Origin of the sequence: Reyranella sp. (genome assembly GCF_004297405.1) — a bacterium.
Taxonomy (GTDB): domain Bacteria; phylum Pseudomonadota; class Alphaproteobacteria; order Reyranellales; family Reyranellaceae; genus Reyranella.
This window is the reverse complement of the sequence record NZ_SCVC01000006.1, coordinates 754,496-774,593: the sequence shown is the minus strand read 5'-3', so window position 1 is coordinate 774,593 and position 20,098 is coordinate 754,496. Positions and strand designations below refer to the sequence as shown.

The window sequence follows — 20,098 nt, the reverse complement described above, 5'->3', positions numbered from 1 at the left end:
TCGGCCATGACTGGACGCTGGCGCGATCTCGCCTTGGCTGGAGCGGGGCTCGTTATCCTTCTGCTGGTGCCGTTGTTCGGCGCCCCGCCTGCCATCCGCGACTTCATCATGTTCGGCATGGCCTACGGGCTGCTGGCCATGTCGCTCAATCTCCTGATCGGCTACTCGGGACTGGTGTCCTTTGGGCACGCCATGTTCTTCGCCTCGGGCGCCTATGCCTTCGGGCTGGCCATGCAATCGGGCAAGTTCTCGATCCCGGCGGCCTTCGCGCTGGCCATCGTCTTCACGGCGGTTCTGGCACTGATCGTCGGAGCGATCTGCGTGCGGCTGAATGAGATCTACTTCGCCTTCCTGACGCTCGCCTTCCAGATGCTGTTCTACAACGTCATCCTGGGGTGGGTGTCGTTCACCGGCGGCGACCAGGGGCTGATGGGCGGCATCCCGCGGCCGAAATTCCTGGGCATCGATCTCGCCGATCGAACGCAGCTCTATGTTTTCTGTAGTGTGGCTTTCATCATCTGTATCGCCATCCTGCGCCAGCTCGTGACGTCGCCGTTTGGCTATACCCTGCGGCTGATCCGGGACAATCAGGAGCGGGCGGCCTTCCTGGGCGTCAACGTGCCTCTGGTGAAGCTCACCTGCTTCGTGATCTCGGCCTGTGTGGCGGGCGTCGGCGGCATCCTGCTGACCCTCTTCGTGTCCGGCGCCTATCCCAACTTCGGCTTCTGGACGACCTCCGGCGAGGCGATCTTCATGATCCTGCTGGGCGGCTCCAACGTCTTCCTGGGTCCGTTGGTCGGCACGGTTATCCTGCGCCTGCTGAACGACATCACCGTGACCTATACGAGCCATACGGAGCTCGTGCTGGGCATCGTAATCCTGATCCTGGTGCTGGGCCTGCGTAAGGGGCCGCTCGACCTGATCGCCGAGCGCCTGGAGAACCGGCGTCAGGCGGCGGCACAGGCGGTACGCGATGCTGCCGATGCAGGGGCCGCCGACACCAGGAAGGGTGGCTCCTGATGCTGAAGCTCGAGGGCCTCAAGAAATCGTTCGGCGGCGTCGCGGCGACACGCGACGTGACGCTCGATTTCGCCGATGGATCGCTTACCGCCGTCATCGGCCCCAACGGCGCCGGCAAGACGACGCTGTTCAACCTGATCACCGGCCGCTTCCCGATCGACAGTGGCCGCATCCTGCTGGGCGGCGAGAATATCGCGGGGCTGTCGCGGCGTGAGATCGTGCGCCGGGGCATCGGTCGCGCCTTCCAGGTGGCGAGCCTGTTCCCGACGCTCACCGTTCGCGAGGCGCTGGCGGCGGCTGCGCAGGCGCATCAGCGCCGCGAAACGGCAATGCTGGTGGGCTTTCCGACGGCCGCCGCGATGAAACATGCCGACGAGGTCATGGAGCTGCTAGGGCTGACGCGCGTCGCGGGCATCCTGAGCCGCAACCTGAGCCACGGCGACCAGAAGCTGTTGGATATCGGCCTGGCGCTGGCACTGGAGCCCAAGGTGCTGCTGCTCGACGAGCCGACGGCGGGCATGGGGCCGGAAGAGCGCTGGCGGATGATCGAGACGGTGCAGCGCCTGTGGCGCGCCCGTGGCATGACCCTGATCTTCATCGAGCACGACATGGATATCGTCTTCAAGGTCGCCCAGACGGTGCGCGTCCTGTCCTATGGCGCGGTACTGGCTGAAGGCACACCGGAGGAAGTCCGGCGCAATCCGCAGGTCATCGAAGCCTATCTCGGCAAGTCCGCGCACGGTGCGGCCGAAGGAGCGGCGGCGTGAGCGCGGCGGAGATCCTGAAGCTCGACGGCATCGACGTCTTCTACGGCGCCAGCCAGATCCTGTTCGGTGTCTCGTTCGGCGTCGAGAAGGGCCAGTCGCTGGCACTGCTCGGCCGCAATGGCGCTGGCAAGAGCACGACCATGAAGGCGATCATCGGGCTGGCTCCACCGAAGCGTGGTGCCATATCGGTCCATGGCGTGGCGGTGCAGAAGTTCACGGCCGACCGCATCGCCCGCGAGGGCATCGGCTTCGTGCCCGAGGATCGGCAGATATTCCCCGAGCATTCAGTCGAGGACAATCTCAAGATCGGCATCAAGACGGGCGTCGGTGGACGTTCCGACTGGACGCTGGAGAAGATCTACGACGTCTTTCCGATCCTCGCCTCGATGCGCACGCGCATGGGCGGCCGCCTCTCGGGCGGCGAGCAGCAGATGCTCACCATCGCGCGCACCTTGATGGGCAATCCCGACGTGCTGCTGCTCGACGAGCCCAGCGAGGGACTGGCGCCGATCATCGTCGAGAAGATCGGCGAGCTGATCCAGCAGCTGCGCGGCATGGGCATCACCCTGATCGTGGCCGAGCAGAACATGCATTTCTGCCTCGATATCGCGAGCCATGTCGCGGTGATCGACAAGGGCCATATCGTTTATCGCGGCTCGATCGACGAGTTGCGCGCCAACGACGACGTGAAGAAGCGCTATCTGGCCGTCTGAAGCACGACCCGCAAACCGGGCCGGGCGTCTTCGAGTGTGATCGTGAGACCGTGCAGGCCCGCGATCGCCTTCACCATGGCGAGGCCGAGGCCACTGCCGGATGTCGAGCGGCTGCGGTCGAGGCGATAGAAACGGTCGAATACCTTGTCGTGCTCGATGGCGGGAATGCCGGGGCCGTTGTCGGCGATTTCCAGCTCGAACCCGGCCGCTTGCTTGCGCAAGCGAAGCGAGAGCTTCGTGCCGGCCGGCGTATGGCGCAGCGCGTTCTCCAGCAAGTTGGAGACGAGTTGGGCAATGAGTTGGCGGTCGCCGGTCAGCATCACGCCACTGTCGATCTGCACCTCGAGGGGATGATCGGCGTCCTCGGCCACGGGGGCATAGGTTTCGCCGAGGCTGGTCAGCAGGCCCGAAAGATCGAACTCGGCGAAGCCGCTCTTCTGCGCACCAGCCTCGACCTGGGCGATGCGCAGCAGGGCGGAGAAGGTCTCCAGGAGCGAATCGGCTTCCTCGATGGCCGCATCGGTCGCTGCCTCATAGTCGGCGGTCGAGGTGGCGCGTTCGCGGGCGTCTTCGAGTTGCTGGCGCAGGCGGCCGAGCGGCGTGCGCAGGTCGTGGGCGATGTCGCTCGAGACCTGGCGCAGCCCGTCCATGAGCTGCTGGATGCGGGCCAGCATGGCGTTGAGGCTGGAGACGAGCTGGTCGATCTCGTCCTGGGTGCCGCGCACGGGAATGCGGGCCGAGAGATCGCCTTCCATGATGGCGCGGCTGGTGCGCGTGATCGTGTCGATGCGGCGCAGGAAGTTGGTGCCCAGCACGGCGCCGCCGGCGATCGCCAGCAACAAGGCGAGCCCGCTCGACCAGAAAAAGGCACGCACGATCGCGTGCTGCATGTCGGTCAGCCGCGTCGAATCCTGCGCCACCAGCAGGAACGACCCGTCGGGCAGGGTGAGGCCGAAGCCCATCAGCTTCGAATGATCGACATCGGCCTCGGGCGCTTCGCGCTGTGGGATGAAGTCTATCGAGCCTTCGACCGGCGGCATGCCGGGCAGGTTGCCGACGACGACGCGGCGGTTGGGGGCCTGCAGCAGGTAGAAGATGGGGCCGCGTGTGCGGAAGTTGATGCGCCGCGTGATTTGGTCGGCGAGGCCGGAAAGACCGCTGCGCCGGTGCACTTCAGCGAGCTGGTAGGCTTCGGAGCGCAGCACCGCCGACATGTCGCTCTGCATTGCGGCGGTCGCCGTCCAGTAGACGGTGACGAACAACGCGCCGGCGGAGAGGATGAACAGGACGGCATAGAGCAGCGGCAGGCGGAAGCTCGCTGAGCGCAGGATCCTAATCAGGCGCCCGGATGACATAGCCAGCCCCCCTGATCGTATGGAGCAGGGGTTTGTCGAAACCCTTGTCGATCTTGGAACGCAGGCGGCTGATGTGCGTCTCGACGATGTTGGTCTTGGGATCGAAGTGGAAGTCCCAGACCTTCTCGAGGAGCATGGTGCGCGTCACGACCTCGCCGGCATGGCGCAGCAGGTACTCCAGGATCTTGAACTCCTGGGCCAGCAACTCGATCCGTTTGCCGGCACGTGTCACGGTGCGGGCGAGCAAGTCCATTTCGAGATCGCCAGCGCCCAGCGAGGTTGCGGCGACGATCGGTGGCCGGCGGGCGAGGGCACCAATACGTGCGCGCAGCTCGGCGAAGGCGAAGGGCTTGGTGAGATAGTCGTCGCCGCCGGCTTCGAGGCCGGCCACGCGATCGTCGACGCCGCCCATCGTGGTGAGGAAAAGCACCGGCGCCGTCATGCCAGAAGCACGAGCCGCCTTGACCAGGGAGAGCCCGTCCATCGCCGGCAACATGCGGTCGACGATCAGGACGTCATACTTCTCGCCGGTAGCGAGGTAGAGGCCGTCGCGGCCGTTGTCGGCATGGTCGACCACATGGCCATGCTCGCGCAGGCCCTTGGCGATGTAGTCGGCGGTCTGTTTGTCGTCTTCAACGAGGAGGATTTTCACGACGCCCGTCTAACTGGCGCCGTGCCCCGGCGCAACGCTCCCCAACTATACAAACATTCAATCTGGCGGCCATCAGGACGCTACGGGTCAAAGCTCATAGTCCGCGTGCCCCCAAGGAGGAGGTTTTAGATTATGAGCAAGACCAAGACCCGTATTCTGACTGCCCTGGCGCTGACGACCGCACTCACGGCGCCGGCGCTCATTGCGCCGATGTTCACCGCTCCGGCGGCCGTCGCCGGCCAGCCTGTGGCGGCAGTCCAGGATTTCTCGGATCTGGCCGCCAAAGTCAGCCCCGCCGTCGTGAACGTCGCCGTGACCATGAAGGCCGGCGCCGAAGATGGCGACGAGACCCGCATGTCGGGCAACGCCCAGCAACAGCAGATGGAAGAGTTCATGAAGCGCTTCGCCGAGCGCTTCGGTCAGCCGATGCAGCCGGGCCAGCGTCCGGACGGCAAGCGTCCGCAGTCGAAGGAGAAGGCCCAGGCCGTTGGCACGGGCTTCATCGTCGACGCCAAGGGCACGATCGTCACGAACTACCACGTGGTCGGCAAGGCCGACACGATCACCATCACCATGGCGGACGGCACCAAGCTGCCGGCCAAGATGATGGGCGGTGACGAGAAGACGGACCTGGCCGTGCTCAAGGTCGAGAGTGACAAGCCGCTCCCGTACGTCTCCTTCGGTGACGCCGCCAAGGTGCGCGTCGGCCAGGCGGTGATGGCGGTCGGCAACCCGTTCGGCCTCGGCGGCACCGTGACCACGGGCATCGTGTCGGCGCGCGGCCGCGACATCCACTCCGGTCCGTTCGACGACTACATCCAGACCGACGCGGCCATCAACCGTGGTAACTCGGGTGGCCCGCTGTTCGACATGGACGGCAAGGTGATCGGCATCAACACCGCCATCTTCTCGCCGACCGGCGGCAACATCGGCCTGGGCTTCGCCATTCCGTCCTCGCTCGCCGAGCCGGTGGTGGCCCAGCTCAAGGACAACGGCCGGGTCGAGCGTGGCCTGCTGGGTGTCCAGATCCAGCCGATGAGCAAGGAGATCGCAGAGAGCCTGTCGCTCGACGGTGACAAGGGCGCCCTGGTGGCGATGGTCCAGCCGGACAGCCCCGCCCTGGCCGCCGGTGTGAAGTCGGGCGACGTGATCGTGAGCGTCGATGGCAAGAAGATCGAGGGCGTCAAGGAGCTGACGCGCATGATCTCGGCCATCAAGCCGGGCACCTCGGTGAAGCTGGGTGTGTGGCGCGACGGCAAGGACATGAGCCTGACGGCAAAGGTCGGCGACCAGAAGGAAGAGTCGGCGATCATCAAGGCCAAGGCCGACGGCAAGTCGGGTGAGGCTGCCAAGGCTCAGCCGCTGTCCTACGGCGTGTCGCTGGCGCCGCTCTCCCCGGAGGCGCGCAAGCAGCTCGGCCTCGATGGCGAGATGAAGGGTGTCGTGGTGGCCACGGTCGAGCCGGGCAGCCCGGCCGACGACCAGGGCCTGAAGGCCGGCGACGTCCTGCAGCAGGTTGGCAAGGACTCCGTCGACAGCCCGAAGAGCGCCGTCGAGAAGCTCACCGAAGCGAAGAAGACCGGCAAGCCGGTCCTCATGAAGGTCTATCGCGAAGGCATGACCCGCTTCGTCGCAATCTCTCCCCGCAGCGCCTGAGGCTGCTGGGACCCACTCAAGGGAGGCTCCAGTAACGTCTGGAGACTTGGGGGCGGGGTTGGTTTTCCGGGCTATCTCTCCCCGGGCTACGGAGACCAACCCCGTTCACAGTTGTTAATCCAGTTGGGTGGAGGCCCCCGCCGCCACCCATTCCTGCCGCTCTGCACCGCTTAACTCTCCCCGGGTTGGTGCAGGGCGGTTTTTTTAGGTGATTTTGGCAAGGGAGAGCGGCCAGCAACGGCCGTTTGGGAGGGGGTGGGGTGCTAGGCGGTGTATGTCACCTAGCCTCCACTCTTCTTCGCCGGGAGCCGCGCCAGCGTCGCGGTGATCATTTCCTCGGCACGAGTATTCAGTAAGAACTCCCGTTGACTGGCCCAGCCAGGATATCGGCCAATTGGAGAAGCTTGCAGCGCCGCAGCAACGCGAAAGGCGTCCCCCTTGTTTGCGAATGCTAGATGCACGTTAGCAAGGCCGTCCGATTCCTTAACACAACCAACTGACCAGTCGGCAGTCACGCCTAGGACTTCTACCAGCGCCCCTAACAGCTCCACCCTGTACGCCGCCCTCCGATCCCCCGCCCAGCCTCGTGGCGCACGTACCGGTAGCCGGCCGACAATCAGGTGTGTCGCTGGGTGCAGGTCCATCATTCGATGCCAAGATAACTTGGGCATAGGCGATATAACGTGCACTTCCCGCCAATGATCCGCAATCTAGAGCTTTAGCTTGGCCATGGCACCGGCCGCGTCTCCATCGGCACGTCCTTGTAGGTGAAGCATTTGCCCTGATGGTCGAGGCGCTCTTGCGTAGTCCCTTGAGGAGAACTTGCAGGGCTTCGTTAAAGCGTTCCGACCCCGTGGCGTGATCGACGCCGCAGTAGCCGACTTCATCGGGAGAGATGCCGCGTCCGACGCCAAGTTCCAGGCGGCCGCCGCTCGTCTGGTCGAGCATGCAGATCTCGTCGATCAGCCGCAGGCGATCTTCGATTACTGGCCGAGATCGGGGCCGGCGCGATCCATATGGTGGAAGACGCCGAGTTTCAAAGCGCGCGTTTCTTCGAAGAGATCACGCCGCTGGCGATCCCATGCCATTCGATGGTGCCGGCCAGACGCGAATGCTCGATCTTGGGGCAGCGGTTCATGACGACCTTGAGGCCGGCCTTCTCGGCGCGCTCGGCTGCAGCTTCGTTCACGACGCCGAGCTGCATCCACACGACCTTGGCGCCGTGGCGGATGGCGTCGTCGGTGATCGGTCCGGCGGCCTCGGAATTGCGGAAGATATCGACCATGTCGGCCTTGGCCGGCAGCTCGTCGAGCGAGGCATAGACCTTCTGGCCCAGGATTTCCTGGCCGGCCGCAGCCGGGTTGACGGGGATGACCTTGTATCCCCGGTCCAGCAAGTATTTCATCGCGAAATAGGACGGTCGATTCCAGTTGGCCGAAGCGCCCACCATGGCGATGGTCTTGGTGTCGCGCAGGATCTTGCGCAGGTAGTTGTCTTCGTAGCGGTCGCTGAAGGCGGCTGGCATGAGGGGATTATACATGGCTCAGCCGAAGCTGTTCGAACCGATTTCGATCCGTGATGTCACCCTGAAGAACCGCGTCGTCGTGGCGCCCATGCACCAGTATTCGGCGGTCAAGGGTTTTGCCACCGATTGGCACCTGATGAATGCCGGCCGCTATGCAGCGGGTGGCGCCGGCCTCGTCATCATGGAGTCCACCAAGGTCGAGCGGCGTGGCTGTGGCACGATCGGCGATCTCGGCCTGTGGGATGATGCCTTCGTGCCCGGGCTGAAACGCTGCGTCGACTTCATCCGGTTGCACAATTCGGTTCCCGGCATCCAGCTCGGCCATTCCGGCCGCAAGGCGCGGCGCTTCCGCCCCTGGGAAGGTGGCGCGCCGTTGAAGCCGTCGCCGGAGATCGACGATTGGGACCAGTGGGAGCTGGTGTCCTCGAGCGGCATCAATTCGCCGGACACCGATCCCACGCCGCGGGCGCTGACACGCGCCGAAATCCCCGAGGTCGTGGAGCGCTGGGGTCAGGCCGCACGGCGTGCCCACGAGGCAGGTTTCGACGTACTCGATGTCCATGCCGCGCACGGCTACCTGATCCACCAGTTCCTCTCGCCGTTCTCCAACGTACGCAACGACGAGTATGGCGGCAGCGAACTCAACCGCATGCGCTTCTGCATCGAGGTGGTGGAGAGCGTGCGTGCCCATTGGCCGGCCTCCAAGCCGCTGTTCGTGCGCTTCTCGGTCGAGGACGATGCCGGCTGGAGACCGGACCAGAGCGTCGCCCTGGCCAAGATCCTGAAACCCAAAGGTGTCGACGTGATCGACTGCAGCTCGGGCGGCATGCGCGGTGCGCCGGTGGTGGGCTCGGGCCCTGTAACCTACGGCTACCAGGTGCCCTATGCCGAGCGGCTGCGGAAGGACGCGGACATCATGAGCATGGCCGTTGGGCTGATCGTCCATGCAGATCAGGCGGAGCAGATCCTCCAGGAGGGCAGGGCCGACCTGATCGCGCTGGCACGGGAGCTGCTCTACAATCCCAACTGGCCGATGGACGCCGCGCAGAAGCTCGGCGTCGACCAACAATTCGGCTCGGTGCCGCCGCCGCAGGCCTACTGGCTCGCCAAGCGTGCGCAATCGGTGAAGAGCGTGGTCCCGTCGACGTACATGAAAGGCATGAATGCCGGCTGAAGGCCGATACGCCGACACAAAGAACGGAGCGAGGGATGGATACGGTAGTTCATAGTCGCGTCGACATGAGTGAAGCCGAGTGGGCCGCACGGTGCGATCTCGCGGCGCTTTATCGGATCACCGACCACTTCGGCTGGACCGACACGATCGACACCCACATGACGGTACGCATTCCCGGCGAGCCCAAGTGTTTTCTGATCAACAACTATGGCGACCTGTTCGAGGAGATTACCGCGTCCAGCCTCGTGAAGATGGATATCGACGGCAACGTCTACGGCAAGGATGGCCGTTTCAATGCGGCGGGCTTCACCATCCATAGCGGCGTCTACAAGGCGCGGCCCGACGCCAACTGCGTGATGCACACGCATACGCGCGCCGGCACGGGCGTCTCGGTGCTGAAGAAGGGAATCCGGCCGATCAGTCAGGACGCCCTCTCGGTGTATGACGATCTCGTCTATCACGAGTACGGCATGCCGACCTCGACCGAGGAATGCGAGGCGCTCGGCGTGACCTGCCAGAGCGGCAACTCGGTCGTGCTGCGCAATCACGGTCTGCTGACGGTCGGTACCACTATCCCCGGTGCGTTGCGACGCATGTACATGCTCGAGCGTGCCTGCGAGGTCGAAGTGATCGCCCGCAGCCTCGACGAGGAGCCGGCGCCGATCGAAGAAGACGTCGTGCGCCAGTATGGCGAGCGCGCCCGCCAGATGCGGGCCAATCCGGAATACGGCATGACCTACTGGAACGCGGCGCTGCGTCAGATCGAAGGCAAGGGGATCGACTGGCGCCAGTAGCGGCGTGAAGCCGGTGGCTGGCGGTGGAGAGGGCGCCTAGCGCCCGTTCCACTCCGGCTTGGGCTTCTTGTTCACGAAGGCGTCGATACCGGCCTGGGCATCCTCGCGCTGGATCGCGCCCGCCATGAACTCGGTGGCATAGGCATAGGCTTGGCCGAGTTCCATCGTCATGTGCCGGTGGAACATCGCCTTGCCTTCGGCAATCTGCTGCGGTGGCTGCGCGGCGATGCGGTTGGCCAGCGCCATCGTCGCCGCATCGAGCTCCGCCGGCGGTACGACGCGGCTCACTAAGCCATCGCGCAAGGCCGTGGCGGCATCGACGAACTCACCCGTAAAGAGCATGTCGAGCGCGCGCTTGGGCCCGACATTGCGGCCCACGGAAACCGAAGGCGTCCCGCAGAACAGACCGTTGTTGATACCCGACGTGGCGAAGGTCGCGGCACTCGACGCCACGGCGAGATCGCAGGCGGCCACGAGCTGGCAGCCGGCCGCGGTGGCCACGGCTTTCACCTTGGCGATGACAGGCTGCGGCAGGCGCTGGATCGACACCATCATCGCCGAGCAACGCGTCAGCAGGCTGTGATGGAAGGCGTAGTCGCGCGTCGAGGCGACCTCGCGCAGGTCGTGGCCGGTCGAGAAGGCACGGTCGCCCTGCGCCTCGATGACGATGCAGCGGATCTCGCGGTCCTTCGCGAGCCTGTCGAATTCCGCCTGCAGGGCGTCTATAAGCTCGCCCGAGAGCGCGTTCATGGCGTGCGGACGGTTGAGCGTGAGGATCGCGATCCGGCCTTCGTCGCGGCGCAACAGGACGGGTTCGTTGGGGGTGGCAGTCATGGCGACAGTCTATGGGAAGAGGGGAGTTGCGTCATGCCGGTGATGTCGCCCGACGAATTGTTGAAGTTCCTCGATGAGCATTTTCCGCAGTCTGCGCACCTCAATCTGTCGATCGAGCATCTCGACGACAAGACCATCCGGCTGCGTCTGCCGACCAATGAAAGCAACCTGCGGCCGGGCGGCACAATCTCGGGCCCGACCCTGATGTGGCTGGCCGATTGCGGCTTCTATCTCCTGATCCTGGCCCAGCTTGGTCCGGTGGCGTTGGCGGTTACGACCAACCTCAACATCAACTTCATGAGGAAGCCCGAGCCGGGCGACCTGATCGGTGAGGGGCGCTTGTTGAAGCTCGGAAAGTCGCTGGCAGTGGGCGATTTTACGATGTGGAGCGATGGCAAACCCGACCCTGTGGCCCACGCCACGCTGACCTATGCAATCCCGCCTGCTTCAAGGAGTTAAGGAGCGGTAAAATAATACCGCTATCTTAAGCTGTTGATTCTAAGACGATATTTTTGGCGATTTGACATCTCCCGGTTCTCTCCCCATAAGCGCGCGCTCATTGGAAGAAAGAACCATGCATACCCTTAGCAACCGTACTGTCAGTCTCAAGACTGCCGACGTGCAGAAGAAGTGGGTGCTGATCGACGCCGACGGCCTCGTGCTCGGTCGGCTCGCCTCGATCATCGCCATGCGCCTGCGCGGCAAGCATAAGCCGATGTTCACGCCGCACATCGATTGCGGCGACAACATCGTCGTCATCAACGCCGAGAAGGTGCGCCTGACCGGCCGCAAGGCCGAGCGGGAAGTCTTCTACTGGCACACCGGCCATCCCGGCGGCATCAAGGGCGAGACCCTGGGCAAGCGCCTCGAAGGCCGCTTCCCCGAGCGCGTCCTCATCAAGGCGGTCGAGCGCATGATCACCCGCGGTCCGCTTGGCCGCGCGCAGATGAAGAACCTGCGCGTCTTCGCGGGTCCCAACCACGAGCACGAGGCGCAGCAGCCGGAGAAGCTCGATGTTGCCGCAATGAACCGCAAGAATTCGAGGATCGGCTAACATGGCTACCGAACTTTCGTCCTTTGCCGAACTGAAGAAGGCGCCGGTCGTTGCCGGCATTCAGGCTCCGGCCCCGATCCGCGAGAAGGAAGTCGACAGCCAGGGCCGCGCTTACGCCACTGGTCGTCGCAAGAACGCGGTCGCCCGCGTGTGGGTCAAGCCCGGCACGGGCAAGATCACCGTCAACGGCCGCGACCAGACGATCTACTTCGCGCGTCCGACGCAGCGCATGATGATCCAACAGCCGTTCGACGTGTCGCAGCGCAATGGCCAGTTCGACGTCGTCGCCACCGTTTCGGGTGGCGGTCTGTCGGGCCAGGCCGGTGCGGTTCGTCACGGCATCGCCCAGGCGCTCTCGAAGTTTGAGCCCGGCCTGCGCGGCGCCATGAAGACCAGCGGCTTCCTCACCCGCGACAGCCGCGTGGTCGAGCGCAAGAAGTACGGCCGCGCCGGTGCGCGGCGCCGCTTCCAGTTCTCCAAGCGCTAATCAGCGACTTGGTCTATTCTCGAAGGGCGCCGCAAGGCGCCCTTCGTTTTTGTGGAGTGGAGTAGCGATCCGATGTCCGGCCTCATCGTGCCCTTCAATGGCCTCGTCCCGAAGATCGATAAGTCGGCCTTCATCGCGCCTAACGCGACCCTCATCGGCAATGTCGAGATCGGCGCCAATTGCGGTATCTGGTATGGCGCCGTCCTGCGCGGCGACGGGCCGCCGATCAAGATCGGCGACAACTCCAACATCCAGGACGGCTGCGTGATCCACATCGCCGCGCGTGGTGTCGGCACGACGGTCGGCCGCAACGTCACCGTCGGCCATCTCGCGCTGCTGCATGCCTGCGAAGTGCAGGACGATTCCTTCATCGGCATGCACTCGACCGTGCTCGACGAGGCCGTCGTCGAGACCGGTGCGATGGTGGCGGCAGGTGCCGTCGTCACGCCACGCAAGATCGTCCGCAAGGGTGAGCTGTGGGCCGGCAACCCGGCCGTGAAGATGCGCGACATCACGGAGAAGGACCTGGAGTCCTTCCGCCGCTCCGCCGCAGGTTATGTGCAACTCGCCCAGGCCTATCGTGGCGACGTGCCGAAGGCTGCGGAGTAGAGCTTACCGCTGCAGCTTCGTGCTCGCTGGTGACGCTGGCTGCGCGATCCCGGTGGGTGGCGGAGGGACGTCCATGTTCTTCCGGGTCAGGAGTTGCTCCATGGTCGCGACAGCTTCCGCCGGATGACCGTTGTCGCAATCGATGCGCGCACCGATGCGGGTATGATTGCGCTCACCGTCCGAGTTCTCGCTGCGGCTGACGCCATAGCGGTCGAAATACGAGATGAGCTGATTGCAACGTGCCTTGAGATCGGATGATGTCTGGCTGGAGACGGATTGAGCAGAGACCGTGTTCGTCACGCCGGCAGCAAGAACGGCAGCGAGCACGACGGGTGAACGAAGAAGATTTGAAAACATTTCAGGCTCACGACTAAGCATGATCGCAACGGCCGGATCATGATCGGCACGAGCGTTTCCATCCGCGCCTGAAGTGAGAAGCGGACCGCCGGCTGCCAAGTCGGCGAGTGTGCATGTCGGCGTTGCGGTGGCAGGTGAGAGTGATGGTCGCTGGACGACTTGCGAATCGGCGATCGATGCCCAGAGTCACAATCACGAAACAAAAGTGAGATGAGTCTCGATCAATGTCCAAAACGACACGCGCTACTGACCTGCTCAAGAAGGCCGGTGTCGCGTTTTCAGTTCATACCTATGATTACGATCCGAATGCAGATCGGATCGGCCTTCAGGCAGCAGAAGCGCTCGGGGAATCGGCAGAGCGGGTGCTGAAGACCTTGATGGCGCTGGTCGATGACAAGCCCGTCTGCGTCATCGTTCCGTCGAACAGCGAAGTGTCGATGAAGAAACTTGCGGCGGCATTCGACGGCAAGTCTGCGCAGATGATGAAGCCGCCGGATGCCGAACGAATCACCGGCTACAAAGTCGGCGGTATCAGCCCGTTTGGACAAAAAAGACAGGTACCGACAGTCATCGAAGTGCAGGCACTTGCTCACGACTATGTCTTCATCAATGGCGGTCAACGAGGACTACAGGTGAAGCTCGATCCGAGGCTGGCCCTTGACGTGCTCACTGCCAAGGCGGCATCTCTAGCCACCGATCGATGACGCAACGACCCTGGCTCTATTCAGCCTTGATGCCCGCGAACTTGATGACCTTCGCCCACTTCTCGGTGGCCTCTGAGAGGATCGTTCCGAATTGCGCCGGCGTGCCGCCAAGCACCGTGCCTCCCAGTTCGACGATCCGGGTTTTGATTTTGCTGTCGGCGAGGCCGGCATTGAGCTCCTTGTTCAGCGCATTGATGATCTCGACCGGGGTGCTCTTGGGCACGCCAATGCCCGCGAAGCCGCTGGCCTCATAGCCCGGCACGAAATCTGACACCGATGGGACGTCCGGCAGCACGTCCAAACGAGCCGTGGTCGTTACGGCGAGTGGGCGCAGCTTGCCGGCCTTGATCTGTTGGATCGATTCCGACACTGGAGCGAAAATTACCTGCACGTGGCCGCTGATCAGATCGGCGACTGCAGGCGCGCCGCCTTTGTACGGGACGTGGACCAAATTCACCCCGGTCATCATCTTGAAGAGTTCGCAGGCAATGTTCTGCGGGGTGCCCTGGCCGGCCGATCCGTAGTTGATCTTGCCCGGGTTGGCTTTGGCGTAGGCGATGAACTCAGGGAGCGTCTTGGCGGGGACAGACGGATTCACCACGACGACGTAAGCCAGCCGCGCGGAGCAGATGACCGGCGCGATGTCTCGCATGAAGTCGAAACTGAGATTGCTGTAGAGCGCAGCGTTGATCGCATGCGGCGTCACGACCTGCAGCAGCGTGTAGCCATCGGCGGGTGACTTGGCGACCATCTCGGTGCCGATGTTGCCGCTGGCGCCGGGCTTGTTCTCGACGATGAATTGTTGGGCGAAGCGCTCCGTCAGCCACTCGCCCATCAGGCGCGCCTGGATGTCGGTGGCCCCGCCGGCAGGAAAGCCGACGACGATGCGGACCGGCCGAGATGGATAGGCTTGCGCCCAAGAAGTGCCGGGCATGGCCGGCAATGCTGCGGCACCCACTGCCAGTTGCATGAATGTGCGGCGGGGATATTTCACGGCGCGCCCTCCATAGCCTGCGTTACGTCGCGGACATGCAGCCCAACTGGACGCGCTGCCGGAACAGGCTACACCCACCTCGTGAGGAGGTGGAAGGGCATTCACGCGCCCGAGCGCACCTTCACGTAGCTGCCGGGCGCATCCTCGATCGCAGGCAGGCCGCCTTCGCCGGGGACGCGAGCGGGAACCTTGGGGCCGGAGAGGGCGGAGAGCCACTTGTCCCAGTCGTGCCACCACGAGCCTGGGAACTCCTTGGCGCCGGCCTGCCACTCGGCAAGCGTCGGCGGGTTCTTCGCCGTCTCGTTCAGCCAGTGCTGGTATTTCTTGTTGCGTGGCGGATTGACGACGCCGGCGATATGGCCTGAGCCCGCCAGCATGAACCGCACCGGGCCGCTGAAGATCTGCGTCGCCTTGTAGACCGAGCGTGACGGCGCGATGTGGTCTTCCTTGCCGGCCTGCAGGTAGACCGGGATGGTGATCTTCCTGAGGTCGATCGGCACATTGTCGACCACTAGGCCGCCCGGCTGGCTGAGCAGGTTCTTCTGGTACATGTTGCGCAGATAGTAGCTGTGCATTGCCGCCGGCATGCGCGTGGCATCGGCGTTCCAGTAGAGCAGGTCGAAGGGGAAGGGATCCTTGCCCATCAGATAGTTGTTCACGACGAACGACCAGATGAGGTCGTTGGCGCGCAGCATGTTGAAGGTCGTCGCCATCTCGGAACCTTCGAGATAGCCCTTCTTGCTCATCATCTCCTCGATGCCGGCGAGTTGATCCTCGTCGATGAAGACACCGAGTTCGCCCGGTTCGGTGAAGTCGACCTGGGCGGTGAAGAAGGTGCAGGCCGCGATGCGGTCGTCATTGCGTGCCGCCATGTAGGCGAGCGTCGTCGCCATCAGCGTGCCGCCGATGCAGTAGCCGATCGCCGAGACCTTGCGCTGGCCGGTCGCCTTCTCGATGGCGTCGAGAGCCGCGAGCGGGCCCTTCTTCATGTAGTCCTCGAACACGAAGCTCGAGAGGCGTTCGTCGGGATTGACCCAGGAAACGACGAACACCGTGTAGCCCTGTTCGGTCGCCCATTTGATGAACGAGTTCTCGGGCTTGAGATCGAGGATGTAGAACTTGTTGATCCACGGCGGCACGATCAGCAGCGGGATCTCATACACCTCGGCCGTCGTCGGCGCGTACTGGATGAGCTGTATCAACTCGTTCTGGTAGACCACCTTGCCGGGCGAGGTGGCGACGTTGCCGCCGACCTTGAAGGCGTCCATGTCGGTTTGCCGGATCGCCAGCTTGCCTTTGCCGCGCTCCAAGTCGGTCAACATGTTCTGCAGGCCCTTGAGCAAGTTCTCGCCCTTGGACTCGACGGTTGCCTTCACGACCTGCGGATTGGTCATCGCGAAGTTGGAGGGCGACATCGCGTCGATGAACTGGCGCGTGTAGAAGTCGACCTTCTTGGCGGTCTTGTCGTCGACGCCCTCGACCTCCTTCACCGTGCCCTGGAGCCAGCGCGCCGTGAGCAGATAGGACTGCTTCAGGTAGTCGAAGACGACTTCGTCCTTCCAGGCCGGATCGTTGAAGCGCTTGTCGCCCTTGGACGGCTCGGCGATCGGCTCGACCGTCTGGCCCATCATCCGCTGTGCGGTGACCTGCCAGAGCTTCATGTACTGCTGCCAGAGCTCCATCTGGGCCTGCACCAGCCGATTGGGGTCGGCCAGCATCTTGGCGGTGAAGTCCATGAAGGTCTGGGTGAGGTGCAGCGGGTCGGCCGGCTGCGGCCCGTCGGCCTGGTAGCGCTGGGAGAAGTCCTGCAGCAGCTTCTGGCTGCGCGTGGCGATATCTTTGAAGGCCGTCTGGAGCTTCTCCGTCTCCTCGGGAGACAGTGCCGAGAGGGCGGTGGGGGCGGGCGTATCCGACATGCGTTTCCCCTTTTGATTCATTGCCTTTATGGCGTTTCTTGCGGTAACTTCAACGGCCCGGTACCATACCTTGTGTCATATACCGGGTCGCTACCCGCCCTCAATTGGTAGGCTGCGACAACAGACGGGTCAATTTTCCTCTCCGGCTCCGCTAAACAAGGCCGACAGGCGGACCCAGCAACGGACAGTAGGCGATAGCGGTGACGATAATGCAGCGACGACAGGACACGAACGGCAGCGGCTGCTGGCGCGCCCTGCTCAGTGTGTCCGTGCTCAGCCTCGTGGCCGGTTGCGGTTGGTTCGATTCGTCCACGCCGGTCGGCACACCGCCGCGGCCCGGCGCTGATCGCCAGGTGGCGCCGAGCGCGGCGCTGCCCGCGCCGAGCGGCGGTCGGGCCTACGAGCAGGGTACGGTGGCGGTCGACGAGACGCGCGGCGGCGCCGCGATCGGGTCCATCATCGCCGGCAAGGGCGGTCAGAAGGCCCAGAAGGAAGCCATCGAGAAAGAACAGATGGAGCGCGACAGGAAGGATCGCGAGGCCCGGCTTGAGCGGGACGCGGAGGACAAGGAACGCAAGGCGCGGGAGAAGGAAGCCGAGAAGGGAACGGGCGGCTCCGCACCTCCCAGCGCTGCACCTGCCGGCGTAGCCCCGCCCAGCGCAGCACCGTCGATCGAAGCGGCACCGGGTACTGTGCCGCCGCCGGCCCCTGTCTCGACGACGCCAATCCCGGCACCTGCACAGCCCGCCACGGACACGGCGCCTCAGGCCCCTGCGACGCCTGCCGCTCCGGTCCCTGAGAAGCAGTCGGCCTTGCCGACAGACACGCTCGTTGTCGCTGACCGGCGCATCGAAATCTTCGCCAGCATCTAGGGCGTCGAAGGAAGAACCTATGGACGACTCCGAGTTCCACCGGCTGAAGCGCCTGCCGCCCTACGTGTTCGCGGAAGTGAACGCTATGAAGGCCCGCGCTCGTGGCGCCGGACAGGACGTCATCGACCTCGGCATGGGTAATCCCGACCTGCCGACAGCGCCGCACATCGTCGCCAAGCTCGCCGAAGCTGCGGCTAACCCGCGGGCCCACGGCTACTCCGCCTCGCGCGGCATTCCCGGTCTGCGCAAAGCACAAGCTGCCTATTATTCGCGCCGCTTCGGCGTCGAACTGGATCCCGATTCCGAAGTCATCGTGACGCTGGGATCCAAGGAAGGTCTCGCCAACCTCGCGCAGGCGATCACCTCGCCCGGCGACACCGTGCTGGTGCCCAATCCCAGCTATCCGATCCATCCCTACGGCTTCATCATCGCCGGCGGTTCGGTGCGCCACATTCCGGTGCCGGGCTCGACCTCGATCGAGGAATTCCTGCCGGCGCTCGAGCGCGCCGTGCGGCATGCCGTGCCGAAGCCTCTTGCCTTGGTGTTGAACTATCCGTCGAACCCGACGGCGCAGGTGGTCGATCTCGATTTCTATGCGGCCATCGTCGACTTCTGCAAACGCGAAGGCATCTGGATCCTGTCCGACCTGGCCTATGCCGAGATCTACTTCGACGGCGTGCCGCCGCCGTCAGTGCTGCAGGTGCCGGGCGCCCGCGAGATCGCCATCGAATTCACCTCGATGAGCAAGACCTATTCGATGGCCGGCTGGCGCATGGGCTTCGCGGCCGGCAACAAGACGCTGATCCAGGCACTGACCCGCATCAAGTCGTATCTCGACTACGGCGCCTTCACGCCGATCCAGGTTGCGGCGACGGCGGCGCTGAACGGTCCGCAGGATTGCATCGTCGAGGCGCGCAACACCTACAAGGAACGGCGCGACGTTCTGATGGAAGGGTTGAGGGGGGCAGGCTGGGACCTGCCGGCGCCATCGGCCAGCATGTTCGCTTGGGCGCCACTGCCCAAGGAATTCACCGAGCTGGGCTCGCTGGCCTTCTCGAAGCTGCTGCTCACCCAGGCCAATGTGGCTGTCTCGCCCGGTATCGGCTTTGGCGAGCATGGCGATGGGCATGTCCGCATTGCCCTCGTCGAGAACAAACACCGCATCCGTCAGGCTGTCCGCAACATCCGCCAGGTGCTGGCCGACCCCGGTCGGTCCATCGACCTTTACCTGCGCGGTGTTGGGGACAATATCACGCCGATCAAGGCTCGCGCCTGACCCCATCCTGTCGTATCAGGCGCCCATGAATTCCCCTCTTAGAATCGGTATTGCCGGGCTCGGCACCGTTGGTGCTGGCGTGGTCAAGCTGCTGGCCGAACATGGCCGGCTCCTCGCGCTGCGTGGCGGCCGGCCGCTGAAGCTGGTTGCCGTGAGCGCACGCCGCAAGGCGAAGAAGCGCGACATCGATCTCTCGCACGTGCGCTGGGAGAACGATCCGATGGCGCTGGCGACTGCGCCGGACATCGACGTCGTCGTTGAGCTGATCGGCGGTTCGAGTGGCGTGGCGCGCCGGCTGGTGCAGAAGGCGCTGGCCTCGGGCAAGCATGTGGTGACGGCCAACAAGGCGCTGCTCGCCATGCATGGCACGGAGATCGCCGCAGCGGCCGAGAAGAAGGGCCGCATCCTCGCCTTCGAGGCGGCAGTGGCGGGTGGCATCCCGATCATCAAGGCGCTGCGCGAGGGCCTGGTCGGCAACCGCGTGGGCCGGCTCTACGGCATCCTCAACGGCACTTGTAACTACATCCTGACGACCATGCGCGAGACAGGCCGCGACTTCGACGTCGTGCTGGCCGAAGCGCAGGCGGCGGGCTACGCCGAGGCCGATCCGAGTTTCGATGTCGACGGTGTCGACGCCGCGCACAAGCTCGCCGTGCTGACCGGCGCGGCGTTCGGCGCCCGCGTGAACTTCGCCGGCATACATGTCGAAGGCATCCGCCATGTCTCCTCGATGGACATCGAGTTCGCCGAGGAACTGGGCTACCGCATCAAACTGCTGGGACTAGCGCGCGAAACGCGCCATGGCATCGAGCAGCGAGTACATCCCTGCATGGTGCCGCTCGGGGCGCCGATCGCGCATATCGAGGGCGTGTTCAACGCTGTCGTGGTCGAAGGCGACTTCGTCGGCACGACCATGTTCCAGGGCCGCGGTGCGGGGCAGGGACCGACCGCATCGGCCGTCGTCGCCGACCTCGTCGATGTGGCGCGCGGGCGGCACATGCCGGCGTTCGTCGTGCCGGCCGACCGGCTGGCCGACAAGAAGGTCTCGCCGATGGATCGCCATGTCGGCGCTTACTACATGCGCCTCATGGTGCAGGACCGGCCGGGTGTGATCTCGGCGGTGTCCGGTGCCCTGGCCAAGGAGCGCATCTCGCTCGAATCGATGCTGCAGCGCGGACGTTCGCAGTCCGGCGAGGTGCCGGTGGTGTTGACGACGCACGAGACGGAGGAGGCTGCGATGCGGCGCGCTCTGGCGCGCATCGCCAAGCTCGGCGCTGTTGCCGAGGAGCCCTGCCTGATCAGAATCGAAGCGTTCTAGACGACGCCCTAGAAACGAGGC

Annotated in this window: 22 protein-coding genes; 14 read left to right on the top strand and 8 right to left on the bottom strand. The window is 64.3% G+C overall.

Features of this window, described 5'->3' with window-relative positions; genetic code table 11:
• Positions 1-6: 6 nt before the first annotated feature.
• From EPO50_RS06125 to EPO50_RS06115, 3 genes are read left to right on the top strand one after another with little or no spacing between them, the layout of a single operon-like run.
• A complete protein-coding gene (locus EPO50_RS06125) occupies positions 7-1,020 on the top strand; it encodes a branched-chain amino acid ABC transporter permease (RefSeq protein WP_296342004.1) in 1,014 nt (337 codons plus the stop codon).
• Positions 1,020-1,787 (top strand): ABC transporter ATP-binding protein, encoded by a 768-nt coding sequence (locus EPO50_RS06120; RefSeq protein ID WP_296342001.1) that lies wholly within the window; start codon positions 1,020-1,022, stop codon positions 1,785-1,787. Before EPO50_RS06125 ends, EPO50_RS06120 begins: the two co-directional genes overlap by 1 nt.
• Positions 1,784-2,500: an ABC transporter ATP-binding protein gene (locus tag EPO50_RS06115; RefSeq protein WP_296341999.1), complete on the top strand. Its 717-nt coding sequence runs from the start codon at positions 1,784-1,786 to the stop codon at positions 2,498-2,500. Before EPO50_RS06120 ends, EPO50_RS06115 begins: the two co-directional genes overlap by 4 nt.
• On the opposite strand, the gene EPO50_RS06110 is transcribed toward EPO50_RS06115, so the two are convergent.
• Both EPO50_RS06110 and EPO50_RS06105 read right to left on the bottom strand, forming a co-directional pair.
• On the bottom strand, positions 2,485-3,855 hold the full coding sequence (locus EPO50_RS06110) for an ATP-binding protein (RefSeq protein WP_296341998.1): 1,371 nt from the start codon (positions 3,853-3,855) through the stop codon (positions 2,485-2,487). The genes EPO50_RS06115 and EPO50_RS06110 overlap by 16 nt on opposite strands.
• Entirely contained in the window at positions 3,833-4,507 is a 675-nt protein-coding gene (locus tag EPO50_RS06105) for a winged helix-turn-helix domain-containing protein (RefSeq protein ID WP_296341996.1), read from the bottom strand. Before EPO50_RS06105 ends, EPO50_RS06110 begins: the two co-directional genes overlap by 23 nt.
• A 132-nt stretch (positions 4,508-4,639) precedes the next feature.
• On the opposite strand from EPO50_RS06105, the gene EPO50_RS06100 reads away from it, so the two are divergent.
• A complete protein-coding gene (locus EPO50_RS06100; RefSeq protein WP_296341994.1) occupies positions 4,640-6,163 on the top strand; it encodes a DegQ family serine endoprotease in 1,524 nt (507 codons plus the stop codon).
• Positions 6,164-6,646: 483 nt separating this feature from the next.
• Here the strand turns inward: EPO50_RS06100 and EPO50_RS31500 are convergent, their stop codons facing one another.
• Both EPO50_RS31500 and EPO50_RS06095 read right to left on the bottom strand, forming a co-directional pair.
• Positions 6,647-7,111 carry an LLM class flavin-dependent oxidoreductase gene (locus EPO50_RS31500; protein ID WP_367268026.1) on the bottom strand — a complete coding sequence of 155 codons (465 nt, stop codon included), beginning with the start codon at positions 7,109-7,111 and terminating at the stop codon, positions 6,647-6,649.
• Between the two features lie 88 nt (positions 7,112-7,199).
• A complete protein-coding gene (locus EPO50_RS06095) occupies positions 7,200-7,688 on the bottom strand; it encodes a CoA-binding protein (RefSeq protein ID WP_296341992.1) in 489 nt (162 codons plus the stop codon).
• 13 nt (positions 7,689-7,701) lie between these two features.
• Here EPO50_RS06095 and EPO50_RS06090 point away from each other — a divergent pair, with 13 nt between their 5' ends.
• Both EPO50_RS06090 and EPO50_RS06085 read left to right on the top strand, forming a co-directional pair.
• Positions 7,702-8,862, top strand: a complete 1,161-nt coding sequence (locus tag EPO50_RS06090) for an NADH:flavin oxidoreductase/NADH oxidase (protein WP_296341990.1) — start codon at positions 7,702-7,704, stop codon at positions 8,860-8,862.
• A 35-nt stretch (positions 8,863-8,897) separates the two neighbouring features.
• Positions 8,898-9,656, top strand: coding sequence for a class II aldolase/adducin family protein (locus tag EPO50_RS06085; RefSeq protein WP_296341988.1), 759 nt, complete (start codon positions 8,898-8,900; stop codon positions 9,654-9,656).
• Positions 9,657-9,692: 36 nt separating this feature from the next.
• Here the strand turns inward: EPO50_RS06085 and EPO50_RS06080 are convergent, their stop codons facing one another.
• Positions 9,693-10,490 (bottom strand): enoyl-CoA hydratase, encoded by a 798-nt coding sequence (locus EPO50_RS06080; protein WP_296341986.1) that lies wholly within the window; start codon positions 10,488-10,490, stop codon positions 9,693-9,695.
• A 33-nt stretch (positions 10,491-10,523) separates the two neighbouring features.
• On the opposite strand from EPO50_RS06080, the gene EPO50_RS06075 reads away from it, so the two are divergent.
• From EPO50_RS06075 to EPO50_RS06060, 4 genes are all read left to right on the top strand, one after another.
• Positions 10,524-10,949 carry a PaaI family thioesterase gene (locus EPO50_RS06075; RefSeq protein WP_296341984.1) on the top strand — a complete coding sequence of 142 codons (426 nt, stop codon included), beginning with the start codon at positions 10,524-10,526 and terminating at the stop codon, positions 10,947-10,949.
• A 115-nt stretch (positions 10,950-11,064) separates the two neighbouring features.
• Positions 11,065-11,544, top strand: coding sequence for a 50S ribosomal protein L13 (rplM, locus tag EPO50_RS06070; RefSeq protein WP_296341982.1), 480 nt, complete (start codon positions 11,065-11,067; stop codon positions 11,542-11,544).
• A gap of 1 nt (position 11,545) precedes the next feature.
• Positions 11,546-12,031, top strand: coding sequence for a 30S ribosomal protein S9 (rpsI, locus tag EPO50_RS06065; RefSeq protein ID WP_296341980.1), 486 nt, complete (start codon positions 11,546-11,548; stop codon positions 12,029-12,031).
• Between the two features lie 72 nt (positions 12,032-12,103).
• Positions 12,104-12,640, top strand: a complete 537-nt coding sequence (locus EPO50_RS06060) for a gamma carbonic anhydrase family protein (RefSeq protein WP_296341978.1) — start codon at positions 12,104-12,106, stop codon at positions 12,638-12,640.
• Between the two features lie 3 nt (positions 12,641-12,643).
• Here the strand turns inward: EPO50_RS06060 and EPO50_RS06055 are convergent, their stop codons facing one another.
• Positions 12,644-13,096, bottom strand: a complete 453-nt coding sequence (locus tag EPO50_RS06055) for a hypothetical protein (RefSeq protein WP_296341977.1) — start codon at positions 13,094-13,096, stop codon at positions 12,644-12,646.
• A gap of 125 nt (positions 13,097-13,221) precedes the next feature.
• Here EPO50_RS06055 and ybaK point away from each other — a divergent pair, with 125 nt between their 5' ends.
• Positions 13,222-13,701 carry a Cys-tRNA(Pro) deacylase gene (ybaK, locus tag EPO50_RS06050; protein ID WP_296341976.1) on the top strand — a complete coding sequence of 160 codons (480 nt, stop codon included), beginning with the start codon at positions 13,222-13,224 and terminating at the stop codon, positions 13,699-13,701.
• Positions 13,702-13,717: 16 nt separating this feature from the next.
• Here ybaK and EPO50_RS06045 read toward each other — a convergent pair whose 3' ends face one another.
• The gene (locus EPO50_RS06045) at positions 13,718-14,695 is read right to left on the bottom strand and encodes a tripartite tricarboxylate transporter substrate binding protein (protein ID WP_296341975.1); all 978 of its coding nucleotides are present in this window, start codon (positions 14,693-14,695) and stop codon (positions 13,718-13,720) included.
• 101 nt (positions 14,696-14,796) lie between these two features.
• Positions 14,797-16,611: a class I poly(R)-hydroxyalkanoic acid synthase gene (locus EPO50_RS06040; protein ID WP_296341973.1), complete on the bottom strand. Its 1,815-nt coding sequence runs from the start codon at positions 16,609-16,611 to the stop codon at positions 14,797-14,799.
• Positions 16,612-16,820: 209 nt separating this feature from the next.
• On the opposite strand from EPO50_RS06040, the gene EPO50_RS06035 reads away from it, so the two are divergent.
• The 3 genes from EPO50_RS06035 to EPO50_RS06025 are packed head-to-tail and all read left to right on the top strand — an operon-like array spanning position 16,821 to position 20,077.
• A complete protein-coding gene (locus tag EPO50_RS06035) occupies positions 16,821-17,483 on the top strand; it encodes a hypothetical protein (RefSeq protein ID WP_296341971.1) in 663 nt (220 codons plus the stop codon).
• Positions 17,484-17,502: 19 nt separating this feature from the next.
• Positions 17,503-18,759 (top strand): LL-diaminopimelate aminotransferase, encoded by a 1,257-nt coding sequence (locus EPO50_RS06030; protein ID WP_296341969.1) that lies wholly within the window; start codon positions 17,503-17,505, stop codon positions 18,757-18,759.
• 25 nt (positions 18,760-18,784) lie between these two features.
• Positions 18,785-20,077 carry a homoserine dehydrogenase gene (locus EPO50_RS06025; protein ID WP_296341967.1) on the top strand — a complete coding sequence of 431 codons (1,293 nt, stop codon included), beginning with the start codon at positions 18,785-18,787 and terminating at the stop codon, positions 20,075-20,077.
• Positions 20,078-20,098: the final 21 nt, after the last annotated feature.

Coding starts and splice junctions, on each gene's coding strand:
- EPO50_RS31500 (WP_367268026.1), bottom strand. CDS start 7,111: ATGCTCGACCAGACGAGCGGCGGCCGCCTGGAACTTGGCGTCGGACGC.
- EPO50_RS06025 (WP_296341967.1), top strand. CDS start 18,785: ATGAATTCCCCTCTTAGAATCGGTATTGCCGGGCTCGGCACCGTTGGT.
- EPO50_RS06075 (WP_296341984.1), top strand. CDS start 10,524: ATGCCGGTGATGTCGCCCGACGAATTGTTGAAGTTCCTCGATGAGCAT.
- EPO50_RS06080 (WP_296341986.1), bottom strand. CDS start 10,490: ATGACTGCCACCCCCAACGAACCCGTCCTGTTGCGCCGCGACGAAGGC.
- EPO50_RS06095 (WP_296341992.1), bottom strand. CDS start 7,688: ATGCCAGCCGCCTTCAGCGACCGCTACGAAGACAACTACCTGCGCAAG.
- EPO50_RS06125 (WP_296342004.1), top strand. CDS start 7: ATGACTGGACGCTGGCGCGATCTCGCCTTGGCTGGAGCGGGGCTCGTT.
- EPO50_RS06090 (WP_296341990.1), top strand. CDS start 7,702: ATGGCTCAGCCGAAGCTGTTCGAACCGATTTCGATCCGTGATGTCACC.
- rpsI (WP_296341980.1), top strand. CDS start 11,546: ATGGCTACCGAACTTTCGTCCTTTGCCGAACTGAAGAAGGCGCCGGTC.
- EPO50_RS06060 (WP_296341978.1), top strand. CDS start 12,104: ATGTCCGGCCTCATCGTGCCCTTCAATGGCCTCGTCCCGAAGATCGAT.
- rplM (WP_296341982.1), top strand. CDS start 11,065: ATGCATACCCTTAGCAACCGTACTGTCAGTCTCAAGACTGCCGACGTG.
- EPO50_RS06120 (WP_296342001.1), top strand. CDS start 1,020: ATGCTGAAGCTCGAGGGCCTCAAGAAATCGTTCGGCGGCGTCGCGGCG.
- EPO50_RS06035 (WP_296341971.1), top strand. CDS start 16,821: ATGCAGCGACGACAGGACACGAACGGCAGCGGCTGCTGGCGCGCCCTG.
- EPO50_RS06085 (WP_296341988.1), top strand. CDS start 8,898: ATGGATACGGTAGTTCATAGTCGCGTCGACATGAGTGAAGCCGAGTGG.
- ybaK (WP_296341976.1), top strand. CDS start 13,222: ATGTCCAAAACGACACGCGCTACTGACCTGCTCAAGAAGGCCGGTGTC.
- EPO50_RS06040 (WP_296341973.1), bottom strand. CDS start 16,611: ATGTCGGATACGCCCGCCCCCACCGCCCTCTCGGCACTGTCTCCCGAG.
- EPO50_RS06030 (WP_296341969.1), top strand. CDS start 17,503: ATGGACGACTCCGAGTTCCACCGGCTGAAGCGCCTGCCGCCCTACGTG.
- EPO50_RS06100 (WP_296341994.1), top strand. CDS start 4,640: ATGAGCAAGACCAAGACCCGTATTCTGACTGCCCTGGCGCTGACGACC.
- EPO50_RS06110 (WP_296341998.1), bottom strand. CDS start 3,855: ATGTCATCCGGGCGCCTGATTAGGATCCTGCGCTCAGCGAGCTTCCGC.